Annotated in this window: 20 protein-coding genes; all 20 read right to left on the bottom strand. The window is 68.8% G+C overall.

Annotated features, from left to right (window positions below; all coding sequences use genetic code 11):
* Nucleotides 1-9: 9 nt before the first annotated feature.
* The gene (gene dnaE / locus ACQP2E_RS07960) at nt 10-3,543 is read right to left on the bottom strand and encodes a DNA polymerase III subunit alpha (RefSeq protein WP_433829368.1); all 3,534 of its coding nucleotides are present in this window, start codon (nt 3,541-3,543) and stop codon (nt 10-12) included.
* A 33-nt stretch (nt 3,544-3,576) separates the two neighbouring features.
* Nucleotides 3,577-5,238, bottom strand: coding sequence for a MinD/ParA family ATP-binding protein (locus tag ACQP2E_RS07955; protein ID WP_433829366.1), 1,662 nt, complete (start codon nt 5,236-5,238; stop codon nt 3,577-3,579).
* 202 nt (nt 5,239-5,440) lie between these two features.
* Nucleotides 5,441-6,352, bottom strand: coding sequence for a hypothetical protein (locus ACQP2E_RS07950; protein ID WP_433829364.1), 912 nt, complete (start codon nt 6,350-6,352; stop codon nt 5,441-5,443).
* Between the two features lie 91 nt (nt 6,353-6,443).
* On the bottom strand, nt 6,444-7,376 hold the full coding sequence (locus ACQP2E_RS07945) for an RluA family pseudouridine synthase (protein ID WP_433829362.1): 933 nt from the start codon (nt 7,374-7,376) through the stop codon (nt 6,444-6,446).
* Nucleotides 7,373-7,963 carry a signal peptidase II gene (gene lspA, locus ACQP2E_RS07940; RefSeq protein ID WP_433829360.1) on the bottom strand — a complete coding sequence of 197 codons (591 nt, stop codon included), beginning with the start codon at nt 7,961-7,963 and terminating at the stop codon, nt 7,373-7,375. Before lspA ends, ACQP2E_RS07945 begins: the two co-directional genes overlap by 4 nt.
* Nucleotides 7,936-8,349 carry a TraR/DksA family transcriptional regulator gene (locus ACQP2E_RS07935; RefSeq protein WP_433829357.1) on the bottom strand — a complete coding sequence of 138 codons (414 nt, stop codon included), beginning with the start codon at nt 8,347-8,349 and terminating at the stop codon, nt 7,936-7,938. The genes lspA and ACQP2E_RS07935 overlap by 28 nt, the downstream gene beginning before the upstream one ends.
* Nucleotides 8,350-8,643: 294 nt before the next feature.
* Nucleotides 8,644-8,928, bottom strand: a complete 285-nt coding sequence (locus ACQP2E_RS07930) for a DUF167 domain-containing protein (protein ID WP_433829355.1) — start codon at nt 8,926-8,928, stop codon at nt 8,644-8,646.
* Between the two features lie 31 nt (nt 8,929-8,959).
* Nucleotides 8,960-10,102: a hypothetical protein gene (locus tag ACQP2E_RS07925; protein WP_433829353.1), complete on the bottom strand. Its 1,143-nt coding sequence runs from the start codon at nt 10,100-10,102 to the stop codon at nt 8,960-8,962.
* Between the two features lie 54 nt (nt 10,103-10,156).
* Nucleotides 10,157-10,972 carry a DivIVA domain-containing protein gene (locus ACQP2E_RS07920; protein WP_433829351.1) on the bottom strand — a complete coding sequence of 272 codons (816 nt, stop codon included), beginning with the start codon at nt 10,970-10,972 and terminating at the stop codon, nt 10,157-10,159.
* Nucleotides 10,973-11,014: 42 nt separating this feature from the next.
* Entirely contained in the window at nt 11,015-11,320 is a 306-nt protein-coding gene (locus ACQP2E_RS07915) for a YggT family protein (protein WP_111648756.1), read from the bottom strand.
* A 23-nt stretch (nt 11,321-11,343) separates the two neighbouring features.
* Nucleotides 11,344-12,072, bottom strand: a complete 729-nt coding sequence (locus tag ACQP2E_RS07910) for a cell division protein SepF (RefSeq protein ID WP_433829349.1) — start codon at nt 12,070-12,072, stop codon at nt 11,344-11,346.
* Nucleotides 12,073-12,291: 219 nt separating this feature from the next.
* A complete protein-coding gene (locus ACQP2E_RS07905; protein WP_433829347.1) occupies nt 12,292-13,005 on the bottom strand; it encodes a YggS family pyridoxal phosphate-dependent enzyme in 714 nt (237 codons plus the stop codon).
* A 9-nt stretch (nt 13,006-13,014) separates the two neighbouring features.
* Nucleotides 13,015-14,130, bottom strand: a complete 1,116-nt coding sequence (ftsZ, locus tag ACQP2E_RS07900; protein ID WP_111648759.1) for a cell division protein FtsZ — start codon at nt 14,128-14,130, stop codon at nt 13,015-13,017.
* Between the two features lie 294 nt (nt 14,131-14,424).
* Complete coding sequence (locus tag ACQP2E_RS07895) at nt 14,425-15,192, bottom strand: cell division protein FtsQ/DivIB (RefSeq protein WP_433829344.1); 768 nt, start codon at nt 15,190-15,192, stop codon at nt 14,425-14,427.
* 3 nt (nt 15,193-15,195) lie between these two features.
* On the bottom strand, nt 15,196-16,632 hold the full coding sequence (gene murC / locus ACQP2E_RS07890; RefSeq protein WP_433829342.1) for a UDP-N-acetylmuramate--L-alanine ligase: 1,437 nt from the start codon (nt 16,630-16,632) through the stop codon (nt 15,196-15,198).
* Nucleotides 16,633-16,667: 35 nt separating this feature from the next.
* Nucleotides 16,668-17,771, bottom strand: a complete 1,104-nt coding sequence (murG, locus tag ACQP2E_RS07885; RefSeq protein ID WP_433829340.1) for an undecaprenyldiphospho-muramoylpentapeptide beta-N-acetylglucosaminyltransferase — start codon at nt 17,769-17,771, stop codon at nt 16,668-16,670.
* A gap of 1 nt (nt 17,772) precedes the next feature.
* Nucleotides 17,773-19,161, bottom strand: coding sequence for an FtsW/RodA/SpoVE family cell cycle protein (locus ACQP2E_RS07880; protein ID WP_433829338.1), 1,389 nt, complete (start codon nt 19,159-19,161; stop codon nt 17,773-17,775).
* A gap of 946 nt (nt 19,162-20,107) precedes the next feature.
* Nucleotides 20,108-21,223 carry a phospho-N-acetylmuramoyl-pentapeptide-transferase gene (gene mraY, locus ACQP2E_RS07875; protein WP_433829336.1) on the bottom strand — a complete coding sequence of 372 codons (1,116 nt, stop codon included), beginning with the start codon at nt 21,221-21,223 and terminating at the stop codon, nt 20,108-20,110.
* Nucleotides 21,220-22,608: a UDP-N-acetylmuramoyl-tripeptide--D-alanyl-D-alanine ligase gene (locus tag ACQP2E_RS07870; protein WP_433829334.1), complete on the bottom strand. Its 1,389-nt coding sequence runs from the start codon at nt 22,606-22,608 to the stop codon at nt 21,220-21,222. Before ACQP2E_RS07870 ends, mraY begins: the two co-directional genes overlap by 4 nt.
* Nucleotides 22,605-24,110 carry a UDP-N-acetylmuramoyl-L-alanyl-D-glutamate--2,6-diaminopimelate ligase gene (locus tag ACQP2E_RS07865; RefSeq protein ID WP_433829332.1) on the bottom strand — a complete coding sequence of 502 codons (1,506 nt, stop codon included), beginning with the start codon at nt 24,108-24,110 and terminating at the stop codon, nt 22,605-22,607. Before ACQP2E_RS07865 ends, ACQP2E_RS07870 begins: the two co-directional genes overlap by 4 nt.
* Between the last annotated feature and the right edge of the window lie 18 nt (nt 24,111-24,128).

The following is a 24,128-nucleotide window of genomic DNA, read 5'->3' as shown; positions in this document are numbered from 1 at the left end:
CGCTGATCGTCAGGCGACGGCCGATGGCCCGAGAATCATCTTGAGATCGGCTCGCAGCGCCGGGGTCGGCGCGACCCGCACGCCACCCAGCCGCATAACCGTCGTACGTTTGCCGTTCTGCAGGTGGACGTGCACCTCGGCGTCGCCGGGATGACTGATCAGGATCTCTTTGAGCTCGTCCACGAGCGGCGGCGTGCACCGGGTCACCGGCATGGTCAGGGTGACCGGCTTGTTGTCCGGGTTGTGGGTCACGTCCGGCATGGACATGTCCATCGCCATGATCCGGGCTTGGTCGTCGCGCCTGTCGATCCGGCCCTTGACCACCACGATCGCGTCCTCGGCGATGTACTGCCCGACCAGCTCGTAGGTGTTCGGGAAGAACAGCGCCTCGACACCACCGGCCAGGTCCTCCAGCGTCGCCGACGCCCAGGCCCGGCCCTGCTTGGTGATCCGGCGCTGCACACCGGTGAGGATGCCGGCCAGGGTGACCACGGCGCCGTCCGGCACCGAGCCCTCCTCGCCCAGCGCGGCGATGCTGGTGTCCGCCGAGTTCTGCAGGAGCACCTCGAGGCCGGCGAGCGGGTGGTCGGAGACGTAGAGGCCGAGCATCTCCCGCTCGAACGCCAGCTTGTCGCGTTTGTCCCATTCGCTGTCGCCGATGATCGGCATCGCGACCGTCGAGGAGACGCCCGGGTCGGTGTCGCCGAACGCGCCGAACAGGTCGAACTGGCCGGCCGCCTCGTTGCGCTTCACATCCGCGTACGCGTCGATCGCCTCGGCGTGCACGGCGAGCAGGCCCTTGCGGCTGTGCCCCATCGAGTCGAAGGCGCCCGCCTTGATCAGCGATTCGATGGTCCGCTTGTTGCAGGCCACCGCGTCGACCTTCGACAGGAAGTCGTAGAAGTCGTTGTAGTCGCCTTTTTCCTTGCGGCAGCGGACGATCGCCTCGACCACGTTGCCGCCCACGTTGCGGACCGCGCCGAGGCCGAACCGGATGTCGGTGCCGACCGGGGTGAACGGCCCGGCGGACTGGTTCACGTCCGGCGGCAGCACCTGGATGCCCATCCGGCGGCACTCCGCCAGGTAGACCGCCATCTTGTCCTTGTCGTCGCCGACGCTGGTCAGCAGACCACCCATGTACTCGGCCGGGTAGTGCGCCTTCAGGTACGCCGTCCAGTACGACACCAGGCCGTACGCCGCGGAGTGCGCCTTGTTGAACGCGTAGCCGGCGAACGGGACCAGGACGTCCCACACCGCCTGGATCGCCTCGTCGGAGTAACCGTTCACCCGGCAGCCGTCGCGGAACGGAATGAATTCCTTGTCGAGGATCTCCTTCTTCTTCTTACCCATGGCGCGGCGGAGCAGGTCGGCCTGGCCGAGCGTGTAACCGGCGAGGATCTGCGCGGCGCGCTGCACCTGCTCCTGATAGACGATCAGGCCGTAGGTGGGCTCCAGGATCTCCCGCAGCGGCTCCTCCAGCTCCGGGTGGATCGGGGTGATCTCCTGGAGCTTGTTCTTGCGGAGCGCGTAGTTGGTGTGCGAGTCGACGCCCATCGGGCCGGGCCGGTACAGCGCCAGGACGGCGGAGATGTCCTCGAAGTTGTCCGGTTTCATCAGGCGCAGCAGAGACCGCATCGGGCCGCCGTCAAGCTGGAAGACCCCGAGCGTGTCACCCCGGGCCAGCAGGTCGTACGCCGGCTGGTCGTCCAGCGGCAGCGCCAGCAGGTCCATGCCGTTGCCGTGGTTGAGCTCGATGTTCTTCACGGCGTCGTCGAGGATGGTCAGGTTCCGCAGGCCGAGGAAGTCCATCTTCAGCAGGCCGAGCGTCTCGCAGGTCGGGTAGTCGAACTGCGTGATGATCACGCCGTCGCTGGCCCGGCGCATCAGCGGGATGTGGTCGATGATCGGCTCGGCCGACATGATGACGCCGGCGGCGTGCACACCGGTCTGCCGGATCAGGCCCTCGATGCCGCGGGCCGTGTCGATGACCTTCTTGACGTCCGGGTCGGTCTCGTACAGCCCGCGGATCTCACCGGCCTCGTTGTACCGCTTGTCGTCCTTGTTGAAAATGCCGCCGAGGGTGATGCCCTTGCCCATGACGTCCGGCGGCATCGCCTTGGTGATCTTGTCGCCGACCGCGAACGGGTAACCCAGCACCCGGGCCGAGTCCTTGATCGCGGCCTTGGCCTTGATCGTGCCGAACGTGGCGATCTGGGCGACCTTGTCCTCGCCCCACTTCTCCGTCACGTACCGGATGACCTCACCGCGCCGGCGCTCGTCGAAGTCGATGTCGACATCGGGCATCGAGACACGCTCGGGGTTCAGGAACCGCTCGAAGATCAGGCCGTGCGGCAGCGGGTCGAGGTCGGTGATGCCCATGGCGTACGCCACGAGCGAGCCGGCCGCCGAGCCACGACCCGGTCCCACCGCGATGCCGTTGTTCTTCGCCCACTGGATGAAGTCGGCGACCACCAGGAAGTACGCCGGGAAGCCCATCTGGATGATGACACCCAGTTCGTACTCCGCCTGCTTCACGTGGGTGTCCGGGATACCGGCCGGGAAACGGGCTCGCAGGCCCTCGAACGCCGTGTGCCGGAAGTACTCCTCCTCGGTGTACCCGTCCGGGATCGGGAATCTCGGCATCAGGTTCTTGAAGGTGAACATCCCGTCGGTGTCGACCTTCTCGGCCACCAGGAGAGTGTTCCGGCAGCCCTCCTGCCACGCCTCGGAGGAGTCGACAGCGCGCATCTGGTCGGCCGATTTCACGAAGTAGCCGGAGCCGTCGAAGCGGAACCGGTTCGGGTCGGCGACGTTGCTGCCGGTCTGCACGCACAGCAGCACGTCGTGTGCCGCCGACTGCTCCTCGTGCACGTAGTGCGAGTCGTTGGTGACCAGGGGCGGGATGTTCAGCTTCTTGCTGATCTCCAGCAGGCCGTCCCGGACCCGCTTCTCGATCGACAGACCGTGGTCCATGATCTCGAGGAAGTAGTTGTCCTTGCCGAGCGCTTCCTGGTACATCGCGGCGGATTTCAGGGCCTCGTCGAACTGGCCGAGCCGCAGCCGGGTCTGCACCGAGCCGGACGGGCAGCCGGTGGTGCCCATGATGCCCTCGGCGTGCTCCGCGATGATGTCGAAGTCCATCCGCGGGTACTTGCCGAGCTGGCCCTCGATGGAACCGCGCGAGTTGAGCCGGAACAGGTTCTTCAGCCCGACCGCGTTACGCGCCCACATCGTCATGTGCGTATACGCACCGTTACCGGAGATGTCGTCCGATTTCTGCTCCGGACGACCCCACTTGATCCGGCTCTTGGTGAGCCGCGACTCCGGCGCCACGTACGCCTCGACACCGATCACCGGGATCAGATCCGCGGCTTTTGCCTGCTTGTAGAAGTCGTACGCCCCGTGCATGTTGCCGTGGTCGGTGATCGCCGCAGCAGGCATGCCGAGCCGTTTCGCCTCGGCGAGCAGTTCCTTGATCCGGGCAGCCCCGTCGAGCATCGAATACTCAGTGTGAACATGAAGATGCACGAACGAGTCGGACACCCGGACCCCCCTATAAGTCGACGGCCCAGAATATTACTCGGCGAACGGCTCCAGCATGGTCGACGCAGCACGCAACCAAGCCTGTCGAGTTTCGGCCTGGAGGTCGCCGTACTCGATCGAGGAACCAACCTCGAGCGCGGGGTCGTAAGGCACCACCGCGACCGCCCGGGTACGCGTGGCGAAGTGCTTCTTGAAGTCCTCGAGCAGCGGCAGGTGGCCCGGCGACGGGCACGAGATCAACGTCACGGCGTTCGCCACCATGTCGCCCATCCCGCTCTCCTCGAGCACGTCGAGCATCCAGTCGGCGGTGAACGCGGCGTCCTCCCGGGGCACCGTGGTGATCACCAGCTGGTCGGCGGTGCGCATCACCGTCTGCCAGTTGACGCTCTCCACGTTGTTGCCGGTGTCGACGCAGATCACATCATGGGTACGCCGCAGCAGGTCGGTCACCCGCCGCACGGTGCCCTGGTCCAGCCGCTGGGCGAAGCGCGGGTTCTCTTCGCCGGCGAGCACGTCGTAGGAGCCGTCCGAAGCGTGCCGCAGGTAGGCGTCGAGCTCCTGGAGCAGCGCGTCGCCGTGCAGGTTCTCGATGCGCATCAGGTCGGCGAGCAGGTGCTTGATGGTCCGGGCGTGCCGGGCCGAACCCGCACGCAGACCGAGCGTGCCGCGCAGCTCGTTGTCGTCCCAGGCCAGCACGCCACGGCCGCGCACGCTGCCGATGGTGGCCGCGGCAAGCACGGTCGCGGTGGTCTTGTGCACGCCACCCTTGGGGTTGGCGAACGCCAGCACTCGCGGCTTGCCGAGCTTACGGCGCAGCACCGAGGCGGCACGGTCGCTGCCGTCGTCGTTGCGCGTCTGCCGCCACTCGATCCGGGCGCCCGCGGCACTGGCGGCAGGCGAGATCGGCGCCGGCTGCGGCGCGGGGATGCGCGGCGCGGCCTGCGGGGGCACGACCGGCCCCTGCGCGGCGGGATTGCGAGGGTACGCGGGCGCGGCCGGCGCCGGCGGATAAGCGCTCGTGGCCGGCGGGTGCACCGGCGGCTGCTGGGTCACCGGCGGCGCGGGCGGCGCCACCGGAGCCGCGGCCTGCGGGACTACCGGCGGGGCCGGCGGAGGCTGGGCGGCCGGAGCGTACGCCCCACCGGCGTAGCCGTTCGCGAAGCCGTTTGCCGGCGGCGGGGCGGCGTAACCGTTGGCGGCGGGTTGCTGGTATCCGTTCGCCGGATAGTCGCGCGCCGGTGAGGCGTACCCGGAAGGGGCCGCACCGAAATCGCGCGCCGGAGGTTGTTGGGGTTGGGCCGGAGGCTGCTGATGCGCCGGAGGCGCAGCGCGGCCACCCGGCTCGAAGAAGCTGCTCGGCTGCTCGGGCTCACGCCGGGCCTGCCAGCGGGGGTCGAGCGGGTTTATCGGACGCTGCGGGACAGCACGCTGCTCGGGCGGCGGTTCCGGTGTGCGGCGCTCGGGAGCGGGCTGCTGAGCCCGGGGATCGAGCGGATTGAAAGGCCTGCGTTCCACCGGGGCAGCGCCCCGGCCTGGCTGCTGCTGGCCCCACGGCGCCTGCTGCTGTGGCTCTTGCGGCTGCGGAGTCTCTTCCGGCTCTTCGCTGCGGTTGCCATGCCGAGCCCGGTCGAGCAGCGCCCGCCAGCGCGGGGCTGGTTCCGCAGGCCGGCCCCAGCCGGTCTCGGTCCCGTCCACGGCTCGTCCTCTCTGCGCCTACCCGATTGTCATCCTCGGCGATGGTCTAAGCCTTCAGGCGATGTTCTCGCCCCATGACAGGCTACGGACGAGACCCTGTTCGGGCCACCGGCCGACCGCCCATCCTCCGGTCATTCTTGATCACATAGCGGCACGCTGGTCGTGCACGTGCATCCACCCGAACGTTCCGGGGTCGGAAAACCTAACGGCCGGACACCTCGGAGGGTGTGCTGTACCCGTCGCGAACAGGACTCGCGTCCGCCGCCGAGGGTACGGCAAGCGGAACCTCGGAGGGGAATACGGACGGCGGTGCGGCGGTAGTCGAACTTTCGGGTGAGGCGGATGTCACAGCGGCCTCGATCGACGACGGTATAGGCGTAGGTGTGGCCGAGGCAACGCCTGCTTCAAGGGATGGCACGGCCGGCGCCGACGGCTGTTCCGAGACGGTGTCCGTCTCCTCGGGCAGCGGCGGCCGGAACTCCGCCTTGTCCAGCTGGCGCACCTCCGGCGCCGGGTCGACCACCCGGACCAGCGGCGTCGCGGCCAGCCCGCTCAGCACGTCCGGCGCGGCACGCACCACGACCGCGAAGACACAGTCACACCCGGCCCGGTACGCGGCCGCCTCCTGAGCCGCCGTGCGGGCGGCGCTCTGATAGGCGGCCCGCAACCGGCGCTCGTTGCGCCCGTCGCCGCTCAGCGCCTCGCTCAGCCGGAGGTACTCGGCCTCCTCCTGGTCGCGGGCCACCGCGGCGGTGAGCATCCCGTCGATCACGTCGGCGGGCAGCTGATAGACCGGGATCCGGGTCACCTGGGTACGCGCGTCCGGAAGCGGCACCCGCGTGTAGACCTGGGCCACGGCCGCGCCGGCCAGCAGAGCCGGGAGGCTGCTCGGTGACGCGTACGACCGGAGGGTGACGAGCGCCCAGGTGTCGCCGGCGGTGCCGAGCGTCTCCACCTCGTGCTTCGCGGCGTCGGAGTAACCACCGACGGACTGGCCCTCCACCACACCGACCCGGACCACCTCGCCGGCCGACTCGCCGGCCGGCAGCTCGTGGTCGGCCCAGATCAGTGCCGAGACCAGTGCCGTGATAGCCGCCAGCGCGACTCCGGTCATGATCAATGACCGGAGTGAGCCGCCCCCGAACCTGACGAGGACCGCCCGCAGACCAGGCGCGGGGCCCACGTTTCACTCCCGACTTCTTCGGCTAGCTGCTGGCGTCCTCCAGGACGTCGAGCGCGTATTTCAGGTCGTCAGGGTAGTCGCTGACGAAGCGGACCTCATCGTGCGTCCGGGGGTGAACAAAAGCCAGTTCGCGGGCGTGCAACCACTGACGGTCCAATTTCAGCCGGGCGGCCAGCGTGGGATCCGCGCCGTACGCCGTGTCACCGACGCACGGGTGCCGCAGCGCCGAGAAGTGCACCCGGATCTGGTGGGTACGCCCGGTCTCCAGCCTCACGTCCACCAGGCTCGCCGACCGGAACGCCTCAAGCGTGTCGTAATGCGTCACGCTGGGCTTGCCGTCGGACATCACCGCGAACTTCCAGTCGGCGGTCGGGTGCCTGTCGATCGGGGCGTCGATGGTGCCGCGCAGCGGATCCAGGTGACCCTGGACCACGGCGTGGTACCGCTTCTCCACCTCGCGCTCCTTGAACGCCCGCTTCAGCTCGGTGTACGCGACCTCGCTCTTGGCCACCACCATGAGGCCGGTGGTGCCGACGTCGAGGCGGTGCACCACGCCCTGCCGCTCGGCAGCGCCGCTGGTCGCCACGTTCTGGCCCATCGCGGCCAGCCCGCCGATCACGGTCGGCCCGGTCCACCCGGGACTCGGGTGGGCCGCGACACCGACCGGCTTGTCCACCACGACGATGTCGTCGTCGCTGTAGATGATTTTCATGCCGTGCACCGGCGCGGCGACGATCGTCGGCGCGGCCACCGGCGCGGGCAGGGTGACCTCGAGCCAGGCGCCGGCCGTCACCTTCTCCGACTTGAGCCGGGCGACACCGTCCACCAGCGCGTCACCGGACTCGACCAGGTCGGCCGCGGCCGTCCGGGAAAGCCCGAAGAGGCGGGAGACGGCCTGGTCCAGGCGCATGCCATGGAGCCCGTCCGGGACGGGAAGAGATCGCTGACCTGTCATGCTGGCTCCTCGGCCTTCTTTTTCTTGGCGACGAGCCGGCTGCCGTCACGCTGCCGGCCGGTCAGCTCCAGCAGGACCGCGAGCACCACACCGACGCTGAGGCAGCTGTCGGCGATGTTGAAGACGGCGAAGTACTCACCGTACGGACCGAAGACGCTGATCATGTCGACCACATGGCCGTGCAGGAAGCTGGGCGCCCGGAACAGCCGGTCACCCAGGTTGCCGAGCGCGCCGCCGAGCACCAGGCCGAGCGCGATCGCCCACGGCACCGACCGCAGGCGCAGCGCCATCCAGCTGATCCAGCCGACCACGACGATGGTGATCAGCGGGAAGACCCAGGTGAACGAACTGCCGAAACTGAACGCGGCTCCGCTGTTGCGCAGCAGCGACAGATAAACCAGGCCACCGAGGATCCGGACCGGCTCACCGGGGTCCAGATTTTCCGTGGAGAGGTGCTTGACCCACTGGTCGAGCGCCACGGCGATCACCGCGGTCGCGCCCAGGACGGCCACGGCGCGGGGGGCGAACCGCGGTTTCGCGGTCACCGGCTCGTCGGCGTTCAGCGTCGTTCCTCCAACTGCTTGCACGGGATACACAGAGTCGCGGACGGGAACGCCGCCAGTCGTTCGACCGGGATCTGGTTACCGCACCGCTCACACCAACCGTAGTTGCCCGCTCCGAGCCGATCGATGGCGCGTTCCACCTGTGTGATCCGCTCGAGCAGGTTGTTGGCCAGCGTGATCTCCTGCTCCCGCTCGAACGTCTTGGTGCCCGCGTCGGCCTGGTCGTCCCCGGCCGAGTCGGCGACCCGCTCGCGCTGCAGCTCGGTGATCTCGCTGAGCGACTGATCGTACTCGGCCTGCAGCTCGGTGAGCCGCGCGACCAGAGCGTGCCGGATCTCCTCGGTCTCCGCCTCGCTGCGGCTGCGCTCCGCAGCGGACGAACCGGACCGGACTTCGGTTGCCTTGGCCATCGTCGCTCCCTCGGCCGCGCCCGGCGCGGCGATCCGCGGTCTGCGGGACTCCTCGTCCCTTGGTCTGTTCACCCCGTGAGTCCGGTGGGGTCCCCGGCCGTAGATCTTCCCCCACCTGCACAAACGGCGCGGCAGGAAACAGCCGCGCACGCGTTGAGGTTGGCAAGGATACGGAAGGTGAAGTGGCCCGACAACCCCACCATCCCCCTCGGTCCCGACAAACCGGCTGAAACGAGCCAGCGGGCCGTCGAGTTACCGACGATACACCCCACGTGACTCACCGATTACCAACAGTCATTGAAGTAGCGCCGTGAGTCGGTGTTCCCACTCGCCCACCGGTGCCGTGACCGTGAACACCTTGTCCCGGCTGGTGGCGCCGAGCCGCAGTTCGACCGCCGCCGGGCGCAGTCCCAGCGCCTCGGCGAGGGCCTTACGGACGGCCTCGGTGGCCCGGCCGTCCACCGCCGGGGCGCTGACCGCGACGATCACAGCGGGGCCGTGCGGTCCGTCGTAACGGCCACCGACCCGGTTGCGCCCTGCGCCGGGGCGTACCCGGACCGCGACCGATCCGGGTCTCATCGCGCGACCGGCTTTGATCGCCGGACCGGGGTCATCGCTGGGAGACGGCGGCGACCAGCCGGTCGACCGGCCTGCACAGGCCGCACGGGCTGAAGCCGAGCTCGACCGCCTCGTTCACCGGCAGCGGCTCGGTGAGCCTGCCGACAAGGTGCGGGCAGTCCGCCATGTGATATCGGGGGCGGCCGTCGACCACGAGCACCTCGGCGTCCAGGCGGGCCACCAGGACCGCGTCGGCCGGCCGCACCGACTGCGGCAGCGGCTCGTCGTCCGGGTCGTCGTCATCCGGCTCGTCGAACTCGTCGTCGGTCTCGTCCACGAGATCGGCCATCCCGGCCGCGTGGCGCTCGCCTTCCGGGCGGCGCTCGTCTTCCGGGCGGCGCTCGTCGCCCGGACGGCGCCAGGGCGGCGCGTCGGCGTCGCTCGCCCGTGCCGCGCCGATCGTCGAGGCGGCACGGTCGTAATCGGCCGCGGCCGGCTCGTCGGCGAACCCGGGTGTGGGGCCGAAATCAGACCTGGAGTCGGAATCCGCGTAGTCTGCGGCACTGGACGGAACGCCGCCGGATTCACCCGTGAGATGACCCGCCGCGTCCCGTTCGCCGGCCGCGCGGGCGATTTCCGGGGAGTCGTCGAAGGGTTCCGCGGCGCTCGCCTGCGGGGTGGCCGCGCCGGCCTGATCGGCGAAGCCTGATTCGGCTGCGAACACCGGCCCGGCCGAGGCAGAATTTTCGGGGTACGGATCCTCGTCACCGGCGTACCGCGCGGACTCGGAGTACTGCGCGGACTCGGAATATGGCGCGGCCTCGGAATATGGCGCGGGCTCGGCATACTGCGCGGCCTCGGAATACCCCGCCGACTCCGAGTACTGCGCGGAATCCGCGTAATCGGCGGACTCCGAGTACTGGGGGCCGGGATCCGGGTACTCGGCAGGGTCGGCGTACTCAGCGGGGCCGGGCTGGTTCCGGACCGGGGTCTCGGGCATCGGACCTGGGCGTTCCCAGTTGTCCTGCTCCGCGGCGCGGCGGGCGGCCGTCTGGCGCAACCCGAGAACAAGGGCAGCCGCGACGAGCAGGCTGACGACGATCGAGGCTATGAGCAGATTGCTCGAGCCGTTGATCAGCCCGAGCGCGAGAAACAACACCGCGACGGGGATGAGCAGGAGACTAGCAACGATCATGGCTCATCCTCGTCGCGGTTCGGTTCTCGATCGCGGTACCGGGAGGGTGTCCGGTCAGCGACCCGATTCGATGGAGTTGGTCCGGCCGCCGCCGTACGAGCCGGCGAGGCCGGCTGCGGCGAGACCGCCCGATCCACCAACGGCGCGGCCCGCGTCGGCCCTGGTCAGCTCGGCCTCAAGGCCTTGACCACGACCGTCCAGGTCACGCAGCTGGCTCTCCAGGTACGCCTTCAGGCGGGTGCGGTACTCCCGCTCGAACTGCTTCAGCTCCTCGATGTGCTTCTGCAGCGCGGTCCGCTTGGCGTCCAGGCCGCCCATGGCCTCCTGGTGCCGCTGACGCGCGTCCCGCTCGAGGGCGTCGGCCTTGGCCCGCGCCTCGCGGGTGACCTCCTCCGCCTTGGAACGGGCGTCGGAGAGGAGCTTGTCGGCCTCGCGGCGAGCGTCCGACACGTGGTCGTCGGCGGTCCGCTGGGCCATCATCAGGACGCGCAGCGCCTGCTGCTCGCCGTCGGCGGCGGTCTGGGCGGCACCCGGGCCGGGGCCCTGGGCGCGAACCTGCTCAAGCTCAGCCTGCATCTGCCGGGCGGCCTGCTCGGCTGCCGACTTGTCCCGCTGCACACGGTCGAGCTGGGCTTTCAGGTCGTTGAGCTCGGCTGCCATGCGGGGATCGGCACCCGGGGCCACTGGTGCGCCACCCCGGCCGCCGCGCTCCACCTGGGCGCGCAGCTCGTTGTTCTCCTCGATCAGACGGGCGAGCTCGCGCTCCACCTCGTCAAGGAAGGCGTCGACCTCCTCCTCGTCATACCCCCGCTTGCCGATCGGGGGCTTCTTGAAGGCGACGTTGTGCACGTCGGCCGGGGTCAGCGGCATCGAAACTCCTCGGGTCAGTCGCGGCCGCGGTTGGGGCTGCTGCTAGCTGTATGTGTTGATCAGTGGAACCAGCACGAAGTTCATGAGCACGAACAGGATAACCAGCAGCACGATGGAAGCCAGGTCCAAACTCACGTTACCAATGCGCAGCGGTGGGATCACACGCCTCAACGCCTTGAGAGGTGGATCCGTGACGCTCCACACCGATTCGAGTCCGGCGGACGCACCCCGGCTGGGCTGCCATCGGCGTCCGTACTGGAGTACCGCACCCAGCACGAATCTGGCCAGCAGCACCATGAAGAAGAGGTACAGCAAGATATAGAGAGTCTGGAACACGATCGACAGCACGTTCGGCGGATCCCTCGTTCGGGTCAACTCTGAGTGAAGAAGCCGCCCTCAGCGATCTTGGCCTTGTCCTCTGCGGTGACCTGGACATTCGCCGGTGAGAGCAGGAAAACCCGGTTGGTCACGCGCTCGATCGTACCGCGAAGACCAAAAGCCAGCCCGGCGGCGAAGTCAACGAGGCGACGAGCGTCGGATTCATCCATCTCGGTGAGATTGATGATGACCGGAACACCGTCGCGGAAGTGCTCGCCGATCGTGCGCGCCTCCCGGTACGTGGTGGGGTGCAGCGTGGTGATCTGGTAACGCTGCTCCTCCTCCACCGGACGCGGCTGGACCTGGGGCTGGACCTGCGGCTGCGGCTTCAGCGCGAGGTTCTCCCGGGTCGAGTAACTGAGCGCGTTGCCCTGGTCCGACGCCGGCTGCGGACGGGTGATGGAGCGCACGCTCGCCCGATCGAGGCGCTCGCTCTCTTCCCGCTCGAGGTCGGCACGGGCCGCGGACACCCGGTCGAGCCGGGTGCGCTCGGAACGCGCACGCGGAACGGCGCGCTCGTCTTCTTCGTCTTCCTCGGCGAATTCGTCGGCGTACCGGTCGCTGGAGTAACGCTCGCGATCCCGGTCGCGCTCACGACCCCGGTCGCGGTCACGGTCGCGGTCACGGTACGAGGTCTCGCGGTAGCCGCGGTCGTCGTATCCGCGGTCGTCGTCCTCCTCGACGAGGCCGAGCCAAACGCCTGCCTTACGCAATGCGCTCATGCCGCCCCTCCCTGCCGAGCGTCCATGCCCCCACCTCCGTGTCCGCTGTGCGGCCCGCGCCCCCTCGGCGTGCCGCGTCCCCCCTTGTGCGAGCCGAACACACGGGTCCGATTCGGACCCACGACCCGCTGCGACGCTGCGTCGTCGGACGCGTCGGCCGCCGTGCTGGTGGCGCGTCGCGTAAAACAACACCTGTGTAGTTTGCTGCCCGGCGCAAGGCTACCGCAGCGAGTTTCGCATCCCGAGTAAAGATGTACCGATCCGTACGTGTGTCGCCCCGTGCCGGACGGCCGCCTCGAGATCGCCGCTCATGCCCGCGGAGACCGTCGTGGCGCCCGGATACCGTTCACCCATCTGTCCAGCCAGTACGGCCAGACGCTCGAACGCACGGTCCGGATCCCAGCCCAGTGGCGCCACCGCCATCACGCCCGCGAGCCGGAGACCGTCCGATGAGGTCACCGTGTCGGATACCCGCCAAAGATCATCTTCAACCACGCCGCCACGTGATGGATCTCCGTCGAGACTGATTTGGATCAGAATGTCGAGCGGAACCTCGCGGGCCTGCGCCGCCCGGCCCAGCGCCTCGGCCAGGCGCTCCGAACCGACCGACTCGACCACATCGGCGTACCCGGCAACGGATTTGACCTTGTTGCGCTGCAGCTGGCCGACGAAGTGCCAGCGCAGGCGTACCCCCGCTGCCCGCGCCTCGGCTGCCTTGGCAGCCGCTTCCTGATCCTTGTTCTCCCCGACGTCGGTGACGCCGAGCCCGGCGAGCAACAGAACGTCGCTCGCCGGGTAGGTCTTGGTCACCGCGGTAAGGGTGACGCTGCCCGCCGGACGACCGGCCGCCTCACAGGCGCGCGCGATCCGGTCCAGCACTTGCTGAAGGTTGGCGGCGAGCTCGGCCCGCCGCCCTTCATCATCACGAGCCATCGACAGTGATCAGGAACCGTTCTTGAGGAAGTCCGGCACGTCCACATCGTCGAACAGCACCCGGCGCGGCGGAGGGGTCGTGTTCTGCACCGGAGCCACCGGCGCCGGCGTGCTGACCGGCGGCGAGCTGGGCTGCGGAACGACCTTGCGCACCGGCTCGGCCGGCTTGTACGAGGGCGTGCCCCCGTCGAAGCCCGCCGCGATCACCGTGACACGCACCTCGTCGCCGAGAGCGTCGTCGATGACCGCACCGAAGATGATGTTCGCGTCCGGGTGGGCCGCGTCGGTGACCAGCTGCGCCGCGTCGTTGATCTCGAACAGACCGAGGTCCGAGCCACCGGCGATGGAGAGCAGCACACCCCGCGCACCGTCCATGCTCTGCTCCAGCAGCGGGCTGGAGATCGCACGCTCGGCCGCCTCGACCGCGCGGTTGTCGCCGCGCGCGCTGCCGATGCCCATGAGCGCGCTTCCCGCGTTGCTCATGACGCTCTTCACGTCCGCGAAGTCCAGGTTGATCAGACCAGGCGTGGTGATCAGGTCGGTGATGCCCTGAACACCGGAGAGCAGAACCTGGTCGGCCTGACGGAACGCGTCCATCATGGAGATGCCGCGGTCGCCGAGCGCGAGCAGCCGGTCGTTGGGGATGACGATGAGCGTGTCGCACTGGTTGCGCAACTCGTCGATGCCGGCCTCGGCCTGGACCTGGCGCCGCTTGCCCTCGAACGAGAACGGGCGGGTGACCACGCCGATGGTGAGAGCGCCGAGCTTGCGCGCGATGTTCGCGACCACGGGCGCGCCGCCCGTGCCCGTTCCGCCGCCCTCGCCACAGGTGACGAAGACCATGTCGGCGCCCTTGAGCACCTCTTCGATCTCGTCCCGGTGGTCCTCGGCGGCGTTCTTGCCGACCTCGGGCTGTGCGCCGGCGCCGAGGCCCCGGGTCAGCTCGCGGCCGACGTCGAGCTTCACGTCGGCATCGCTCATCAGCAACGCCTGGGCGTCGGTGTTGATCGCGATGAACTCGACGCCTTTCAGCCCAACCTCGATCATGCGGTTCACGGCGTTGACGCCGCCGCCGCCGATACCGACGACCTTGATGACCGCAAGGTAGTTGTGTGGTGGTGTCATCGGTGTCCAGCCTTCCCTTCCAGGGTGGTCGAATGTCGACGGCCCCTGCGGCCCAAGAACCGCACTTCAACATTCGCTGCCGTACAAGGGAGGGCGAGGAAACCCTCACCCTCTACTAGAGGTCTAGAGTTATGTCAACTACTCAAACCTCTCGACGCAACGTAAGCAAACATCTCGCTGCGACCAAAGACCCCGGACGGCGTGTCGCGTCCGCTTACGTGGCGAGTATCCGACTCACCCGTAACCTTAGACGTATTATTCCGTTTCTGCGGGCTTGTCCGGTTAACCGGTTTCCTACCTGATCGTCACGACCGTCGGAGCGCTGACGTCGATCTCCTCGCCCTTCTGGCCGAGCAGTTCGGTCGCCACTTTGCTCTTCTCGATGCTTTTCGTGTCGTCACCCCAGATGACGACACGACCCTTCCGCAACTCCAACCGGATCTGCACCGGCGAGGGGACGGCCACCGCGACAAGTTGTTTGCGAAGTTCGTCACTCAGAGCGCCCAGCACGGTCAGCGCCGAAGCGGTGTTGGTGTCCAGCGGCCCCGGCGTCAACAGGCGGGCCAGCGGCAGCCCGGCCGGCTGCTCCGCCACGGCCCGGAACGGCACACCCTCGTCGTCGATCAGGATGAAGCCCTGTTTGGCCGGCACGGCGGCCACCGCCACCCGCTCGACCACCTCGATCACCACAGTCGACGGCCAGCTGCGGCTGATCAGCACCCGGTCCACCGCCGGCAGGCCGCGTACCCGGGCGCTTGCCGCACCAAGGTCGACCCTGGCCAGCGGGCGGTCCGGCTCGATCGCGGCGGCCGTGCGGATCTGTTCCGGGGTGAGCAACTCGGTGCCGACCACGTCGACCTCGCGCACACCCAGCACCGAGGTGCCGTAGACCAGCCAGACCAGGCCGCCGACGACCAGGAGCACACCGGCGGCGACCAGCCACGGCATCGCGGCCCGCAGCTTGCGCTGACGTGCCCGGGCCATGAAGCGGCGTGCCGAGGACGGCACGGCGTCGGTGTCCGCGCGTACCAGCCGCCAGTTGCGTGTGCCCCCGCCCGCCACTGTCTACCCCGCCAGGTCCGGCTGCTGGTCCGCCTCGGCGAGCGCGGCCAGCAGCTCGTCACCCATCAACGAGATCGGCGGCGCGCCCATCGTCACCACCACGTCGCCGGGACGGCTGCGGCGGACCACCTCGGCCGGCACGTCGTCCCAGTCCGGCACGAAGACCTTGCGGTCGTCCGCGAGGTCGATCGCCGCGGTCAGCGCCCGGCCGCCCTCGCCCGGCCCGCGGGTCTCCCCCGGGCCGAAGACCTCCATGCAGATCACCTCGTCGGCGACCGCGAGGCCCTCGGCCAGCTCGGCCTGAAGGTCGCGGGTGCGGTACACCCGGTACGGCTGGAAGACCACGAGCAGCCGGCCGTCCCCGGCCACCTCGCGCAGCGTCCGCAGAGCCGCCTTCACCGACGTCGGGTGGTACGCGTACTCGTCGTAGACCCGCACGCCCGCGGCGACGCCCTTGCGCTCGAACCGGCGGCGCACACCCGGGAACGACTCCAGGGCCTCGGTCACCTTGTCCAGCGGCAGGCCCAGCTTCAGGGCGGTCAGCACGGTGGCCGCGCTGTTCAGGCCCATGTGCTTGCCCGGCAGCGCCAGTTTCAGCTCGCCGAGCGGCTTGCCGTCCAGCTCGGCCTGGTACCGCACGCCGCTGGTCGACGAGACGATCTCGCTGATCCGCAGATCGGCGCCCTCGGCCTCGCCGTACGTGTAGACGGTCTTGCCGGCCGCTCGCAACTCGGTGATCAGCTCCTCGGTGCCCGGGCCGTCCGCACAGGTCACCACGAACCCGTCGGCGAGCGAGCCGAACTGGAGGAAACCGGCTTTCAGCGATTCGAGGTCGCCCCAGTTGTTGAGGTGGTCACCCTCGATGTTCGTGATGATCGCGACGTGCGGCCGGTAGATCAGGAACGACTTGTCGCTCTCGTCCGCCTCGACCACGAAATGCGGCCCGCTGCCGTGGTGGCCGGCCGCGCCGGCCGCGGAGATCTCGCCACCGATCACAAAGGACGGGTCGTGCCCAGCGTGCTGCAGGATCACCGTCATGATCGAGGTGGTGGTGGTCTTGCCGTGGGTGCCGGCGATCGCGATGCTCTGCCGGTTCGTCATGGCCGTCGCGAGGGCCTCGGAGCGGTGCAGCACCCGCAGACCGCGGCGGCGCGCCTCGGCCAGCTCGATGTGGTCCTGCGGGATCGCGGTCGAGTAGACGACCGTGTCCACACCGTCCAGGTTCGACGCCACGTGCGACATGTGCACGGTGCCGCCGAGAGCCCGCAGAGCCGCCAGGGCCGGCCACTCGCGCAGCTCACTGCCGGAGACCGGCACGCCGCGGGTCAGCAGCAGGCGGGCCAGGCCGGCCATGCCGACCCCGCCGATCCCGATCAGGTGCACGCTGCCCAGGTCCTCGGCGGTCAACTCACCGGCTGGCTTCAGCTCCGCCGTGTTCACAGGTTCACTCCTTCAGAGAAATGCACGACTCAGCCTCAGCTCACCGCTTCGAGGACGTAGCGCAGCAGCGCCTCGTCGCCGTCCCGGCGTCCGTACCGGGCCGCGGCCGCGCCCATTCCGGCGAGCCGCTGCCGGTCCCGGGCCAGCGGGATGATGTTGCGTTCGATCCAGTCCGGGGTCAGCTCGCTGTTGTCCACGAGCAGGCCGCCACCCGACTCCACCACCGGCAGCGCGTTGCGGCGCTGCTCCTGGTTGCTGAACGGGTACGGCACGTAGACGGCCGGCATGCCGAGCGCCGTCGTCTCGGCCACCGTGATCGCCCCGCCCCGGCAGAGCATCAGGTCCGCGGCGGCATAACCGAGTTCCATCTCGGAGAGGTACGGCACCACCACGTACGGGACGGGCAGGTCGTTCGGCACCTCGAACGGGTCGTTGCGGCCGCCCTGCACGTGCAGCACCTGGATGCCGGCGTGCGCGAGCCGCTTGGCGGCCGCGGCGACCGCGAGGTTGACGGTACGCGCGCCGGAGGAGCCGCCGGAGACGAAGAGCACCGGCAGGTCCGGGCGCAGCCCGAAGTGGTACAGAGCCTGCGGGCGCAGCGCCGGCCGGTCCATGTGCGTGATGCCGGTACGCAGCGGTACGCCGACCAGCCGGGCGTTACGCAGCGACTCGGCCTGCTCCAGCTGGTGCGGGAAGCCCACCGCGATCCGCTTGGTGAACTTCATGCCCATCCGGTTCGCCACGCCGGGCGGCACGTTCACCTCGTGGATCACGATCGGCAGCTCGCGCCGCCAGGCCGCCAGGTACGCCGGCACCGACACGTAACCGCCGAACCCGACGACCACTTCGGCCTGCACCTCGTCGATGACCTCGCCGGCCGCGTGCGCGGACTTGTACATCCGGTCCGGCGTGCGCAGCAGGTCCAGGTTCAGCGATCGGGGAAGCTGAAACGCGGGGATCGAGCGCAGGTCGTAACCGGCCGCCGGGATGAGCGTGTTCTCCATGCCCTTCGGGCTGCCCAGCGTGGTGATCCGGATGTGCGGGAAATGACGCCGCAGAGCATCGGCGAAGGCGAGCAGCGGATAGATGTGCCCTCCGGTGCCTCCGCCGGCAAGCACGACCGACCGCAGCGAGCTCATCTCACCGTCTCCTTCCGTCCCCCACACCGACAGGCTTTTTCTGGGCCGGCGGACGCGCCGAACCCGTGCGCCGCGGCGGGGGCAGCGGCGGCAGCGGGGCCCACACTAGTCGTACCCATCTCGGGGTCGGACGCGCGTTCAGCGCTCGCGCCGCGTCGGGTTCCGCCCGGGCGAACGACGCCAGCATGCCGATCGCCGCCAGAGTGACCACCAGGGCGGTTCCACCTGCGGAGATGAACGGTAGCGGAAGGCCGGTGATGGGCAGCAGCCCGACCACCCCGCCCATGTTGATCACGGCCTGGGCGACCAGCCAGGTGGTGATCGCGGACGCCGCGAGCCGCCGGAACGGGTCGCTGGACCGCCGCGCGATCCGGAACCCGGTGTACGCCAGCACGGACAGCAACGCCAGCACCACGGCACAGCCGACCACGCCCAGCTCCTCGGCGACGATCGCGAAGATGAAGTCGTTGTCGGCCTCCGGCACCCAGCCCCACTTGAGCGCGCCCTTGCCCAGACCGACGCCGAACCAGCCGCCCTCGAAGATCGCCGAGCGGCCCTGGATGATCTGGTAACAGGTGCCGTTCGGGTCGCACTTGTCCAGCGGCGTGAGGAAGCTGGTGAGCCGCTCCAGGCGATAGTTGGGCTGCCCCGTGGTGCCGGAACCGGCGCCCCGCGAGGCCGCGGCGATCAGCAGACCGACACCGGCGAGGCCGAGCACACCGAGCGCGGCGAAGAACCTCATTCGTACGCCCGCCGCCCAGAGCAGGCCGACGATCAGCGAGAGCAGCACCAGCATGGTGCCGAGGTCGTTGTAACCGACGAGCACGAACAGCAGGCCGATCACCGGGAAGAGCGGCATCGCCAGCTCACGCCAGTGCCCCAGTTTCGGCCCCTTGCGGGCGATCACGTCGGCACCCCAGAGCACCATGCCGACCTTCGCGAGTTCACCCGGCTGCAGGCTGACCGGCCCGAAGTACAGCCAGTTCAGCTCGGCCTTGATCGGGCCGATCGAGCCCTTGCCGATCTTCGCCGACGCCAGGGCGTGCAGCACCGCGAGGATCACCAGCAGAACGATGGCGACGCCCATGATGTATTTGCCGAGCGTCCGCAGGGTCTGCGCGGGCAGCCGCTGGCACACCCAGAACCCGACGAGCCCGAGCAGCGCGTAGACGGCCTGGCTGGAGATGTCCGCGAACGCGTTCCCGCTCGCGGCGTACGCCTTCACGCTGGTCGCCGAGAACACCATGGTGAGCCCGATCAGCAGCAGCAGGCCGGAACTCGCGATCAGCAGGTAATAGGACGAGAGGGGTCGAGCCAGCAGCCCGTGCACCGCGGGCATCAGCTGCCGGCTCAGCGACGGGCGGGCCTTTTGAGTACGGTCGTCCGCCATAACCCCATCATCGTCCGATGTCCACATCCCGGACGGTCACATCCCGGGCGTGTCGCGATGTTCCCCATCACCCCACCCCTTTTCGGTACGCCCCAACGCCCCGCCCCAGCCGGCCCTGCTGGCCACAGCACCCACCGTCACGGCGAGGCGAGCCGGTAACCGATGTATGGAGCACGGTGGGCCTCCAGGCACCACCCGTCTCCAAGATCGGCCAGTGATGCCGACAGGCACGACAGGCACGACAGGCACGACAGGCAGAACGACGAACGGGTCGCCGGTGAACCGCAAATCGCCACGCTCCGCCGGTCGGCACCACCGCAACCCGCCGCGTGTTGATTTCGGGTGCGATTCGAACCTGACGCCGACACCGGCAGCCGTTCCGTGCCCTGCGTGTGGACATTGGGTGCGGATTGAACCCTAAGTCAACACACTGCGGCCTCCGTCAACACACTGCGGCCTCCGTCAACACACTGCGCCCTCAGTCACTGCGCCCTCAGTCGACACACGGGCCCGGTTGTGCGGTCGTGGGCCTTGCTCTGGCGGGCGGGAAGCCGCTCGAGACCGGTGGTCTTGCCCATCAAGCCGGGCAGGGCCGCCTAACCTCATGCTGATTCCAAGCCCAGCCAATCAAGGGTCACTTCGCCGCAGGCAGACGGTGCCAGGACGCGGCTAACCAACTGCGGGGTGGGTCAGGCTGGTCGTCTCCGGCGGATATCAGCCTTGAGCGTTACACCCGTTGCGGGTGTGGCTACACCCGCAACGGGGGTGGAATCTGCGAGACCAGTTGAGGTCCGTCCGCACCCGAACTCGACACGCGCACCGCACACGAGCCGTCCGTGTCGACTTGAGGTGCGAATCGCACCCCAAGTCAACACGCTGACCTCCGGCCGGTGCTGGAGCGCGGCCGAGGGGCGGGGCGGCGGTTACGCGTACCCAAGAAGGGGTTTCAGCCCATGACCGCGAGGTGGTCGCTGTAGAAGAGGCCCAGGCCGATGGCGGCGCAGATGCCGGCGATGATCCAGAAGCGGACCACGATGTTGACCTCGCTCCAGCCGGCGAGTTCGAAGTGGTGCTGGAGCGGTGACATCCGGAACACACGTTTACCGGTGGTCTTGAACGAGATGATCTGGATGACCACCGACATCGTGATGATGACGAAGAGGCCGCCGATGATGACCGAGAGCAGCGTCGTGCGGGTGGCCACCGCCAGGCCGCCGATCAGGCCGCCGAGGGCGAGCGCGCCGGTGTCGCCCATGAAGATGCGGGCCGGATTGGTGTTCCACCAGAGGAAGCCGACGCACGCCGCAGCTGCCGCCGCGGAGATCATCGCGATCTCCAGAGGGTCGCGGACCTGATAACAGTGCGCTTCGGTCAGCGCGCTAGTGCCGCGGTAGTTGTCGTCACCGCACCAGTGCCGGTACTGCCAGAAGCCGATCAGTGAGTACGCGCCCAGCACCAGGATCGACGCACCGGTGGCGAGACCGTCCAGTCCGTCGGTGAGGTTCACGCCGTTCGACATCGCCATGATGACGAAGACGAAGACCATGACCGAGCCGACCTTGCCGACGTCGAGCCAGCTGACATCGCGGATGAACGAGATGTGCTCGCTCGCCACGGTCTGCCCGTTGGTGCTCGGGAAGTAGAGCGCCGCGATGCCGAAGCCGGTACCGATCAGCAGCTGGCCGAGGAGCTTGCCCTTGGCGCTGAGACCGTCCGAGTTCTTCTTGCGGACCTTCAGGAAGTCGTCGAGGAAGCCGACAGCGCCGCAGAAGACGAACAGGCCGAGCAGGACCAGCGCGGTCATGGTCGGCTTCTCCTGAGCGATCTGCCGGTCCGGCAGGGTCGTCAGCGCCAGGTGCCCTGCCACGTACGCGAAAACCGTGGCAAGGATGAACGCCACGCCGCCCATCGTGGGGGTGCCCCGCTTGCCGAGGTGGCTCTGCGGGCCGATGGTGCGGATCGGCTGTCCGGCCTTGAGCGCCGAGAAGACCTTGATCGCGATCGGGGTGCCGAACAGCGAGATGAGAAAGGCGACCGCGGCCGCGACGATGACTGCCCTCACGTGGGCTGAACCTCCCCGAGACGCAGCCAGTCGGCGACGTCCCATGTCCGGTACCGGGAACCCTTGACCAGCACGACATCGTCGGCGCGCAGGTCCTGTTGCAGAATCTCGATGGCGGCGGCCTGGTCGGCGGCGAAGTACGCGACACCGCTCCAGCCGCTCACGGTAGCCGCGCCGTCCAGAATCGGACGGGCGTTCCCGGCTACCGCGATCAGCCGGTCCACACCGAGTTCGGCGGCGAGCCGGCCGACGTCGTTGTGCCCGGAGATCTCGTACTCGCCGAGTTCGGCCATGAAACCGAGGACAGCGGTGGTGCGGCGCTGGGCGCCCATCGACGCGAGGGCGCGCAGCGCGGCCGACGTCGAGGAGGGGTTGGCGTTGTACGAGTCGTCGATGACCGTCACGCCGGCCGGATTCTGGAAGACGTCCATCCGGCGGCCGGAGACGATGCCCACCTCACCGAGGGCGGTGGTGAGATCGTCGAAGTCCATCCCGGCGGAGAGAGCCACGGCGGCGGCGGCCAGGGTGTTGGAGACTTGGTGCCGGCCAACAACGGCCAATCGGACTTCTCCCGATTTTCCGCCAAATTTCAGTGAATATGTGGCTCGTCCCGCATCGTCCACGGTCACATCGGCGGCGTGCACATCAGCCGCCGACTCCCCCGTGCGGACAACCCGCGCCGACGTCCGCGATGCCATCCCGGCGACCAGCGGATCATCAGCGTTCAGCACCGCCACCCCGTCGGCAGGCAACGACTCCACCAGCTCGCCCTTGGCCAGAGCGGTGCCCTCCACCGACCCGAACTCGCCGATGTGCGCCGCGCCCACATTGAGCACCACGCCGATCCGCGGGCGGGCGATATCGGTCAGATAGCGAATGTGCCCCACACCCCGGGCGCCCATCTCCAGCACCAGGAAGCGGGTCTCGTCGGTCGCCTGCAACACCGTGTACGGAAACCCGAGCTCGTTGTTGAGCGATCCGGCCGGAGCGACGGTCGGGCCGAGACGGGCCAGGAGCTGCCCGATGTAGTCCTTGGTCGTCGTCTTGCCCGACGACCCGGTGAGCCCGACGACGGTCAGCTTGTCCAGCCGGCCGACGACGACCCGGGCCAGCTTGGCAAGAGCCTCCAGCTGGTCGGTGACGACGACCGTCGGCACGCCGGTCTCCTTGGTGCCGAGCACACCGGCGGCACCGGCGGCGACAACACCGGCGGCGTACGAGTGACCGTCCACCTTCTCACCCTCGAAGGCGACGAAGAGGCCACCGGGGCCGACCTTGCGGGAGTCGTACTCCACTCCACCGGTGACGACGGCATCCGCCGAAGAGGCCGGCGACACCCGCCCACCGACGATCGTGGCGATCTCGCCCAGAGTCATGGCAATCATGAACGGCCTCCTAAAGCGGCAGCCAGCTCGATCCGGTCGTCGAACGGCAGTACCTCGCCGCCGACCTCCTGGCCCTGCTCGTTGCCCTTGCCCAGCACCGCGATCACGTCACCGGCGGACGCCAGCTTCACGGCTTCGTCGATCGCCGCCCGCCGCCCGCCGATCTCGATGACCTTGGCTGCGCCGGCAGACGACAGAGCGCCCTCACGCACGGCGGCCCGGATCAACCCAGGATCTTCGGTACGCGGATTGTCATCAGTGACGATCACCAGGTCCGCACCGTGCGCGGCGGCCTCACCCATCAGCGGCCGCTTGCCCTTGTCCCGGTCCCCACCGGCGCCGATCACGCAGATCAGCTGCCCGCCCCGCGCGCCGGCGAGTTCGCGCAGCGCCGCGAGGGCGGCCACGATCGCGTTCGGCTTGTGTGCGTAATCGACCACACCGAGGATCTCGCCGGGAGCGTCGACCTGTTCGAGCCGGCCGGGCACGCCCTTGCACGCCAGGATTCCCTCGCCGGCGACCACGGGGTCGATGCCGGCCCCGGACAGCAGCGCGAGGGCCAGCAGCGCGTTGGCGACGTTGTGAAGCCCGGGAAGGGCCACTCCGGTCTCGACGGTGACGCCGTCCGGGCCGTGGGCGGTGAAGAGCTGGCCGAAAGCAGCCGGCCGCACATCAGAGGCCCACCAGGTCGCCCCGGCATTTCCTGAAGCAGAGTAAGTGACCGATTTTTCGTTATTTAAGCGCATAACCGCGTCGTCGTCGTAGTTAAGAACTTCGACAGCCGCTCGGCCATCAAAAAGCCGGGCTTTGGCGGCGAAATACTCTTCGGACGTCGGGTGGAAATCCAGGTGATCCTGCCCGAAATTCGTATATCCGGCAGCCGCGAAAGCGATCCCGTCAGCCCGCCCCATGACAAGAGCGTGACTGGAAACCTCCATCACCACAGCGGTCACCCCGCGCTCGACCCCCGCAGCGAGGATCGCCTGCAGATCAGTCGCCTCCGGAGTGGTCCGAACACTCTTCACCACGAAGTCGTCGAGCCGCGTCTCCACCGTCCCGACCAGGCCGGTGACCAGCCCGCCCGCACGCAGCCCGGCTTCCACGAGATAGGACGTGGACGTCTTGCCCGCCGTTCCGGTCACGCCGATCATGGTGAGCCGCCGCGACGGCTCCCCGTAGATCGCCGCCGAAACCGCACCGAGCACCGCCCGGGGATCGTCGATGACGAGCGCGGGCAGGCCGGCTTCGAGCGCCGGCGCCAGCCCATCAGAATCGGTCAGGACAGCCACCGCCCCCGACGCGGCAGCGGACGCGACAAATGAGGCGCCATGCCGGTTCGCACCGGGAAGCGCGGCGTAAAGGTCGCCGGGGCGCACGGCCCCGCTACTGTGAGTGACCCCAGTGACATCGATGTCACCGCCCGCCGCATCCACGCTGATCAGCTCTGCGAGCTGGCTCAACGGGACCGGCGTGACGTTCACGGGTCGGGGAATGCCTGACACGGCGTCAGACCCTACCCG

It is taken from the genome of Actinoplanes sp. CA-015351, assembly GCF_050955685.1.
In the GTDB taxonomy this organism is placed as follows: domain Bacteria; phylum Actinomycetota; class Actinomycetes; order Mycobacteriales; family Micromonosporaceae; genus Actinoplanes.
Note: the sequence above shows the minus strand (reverse complement) of the source record. Positions and strands in the feature narration are given on the sequence as shown.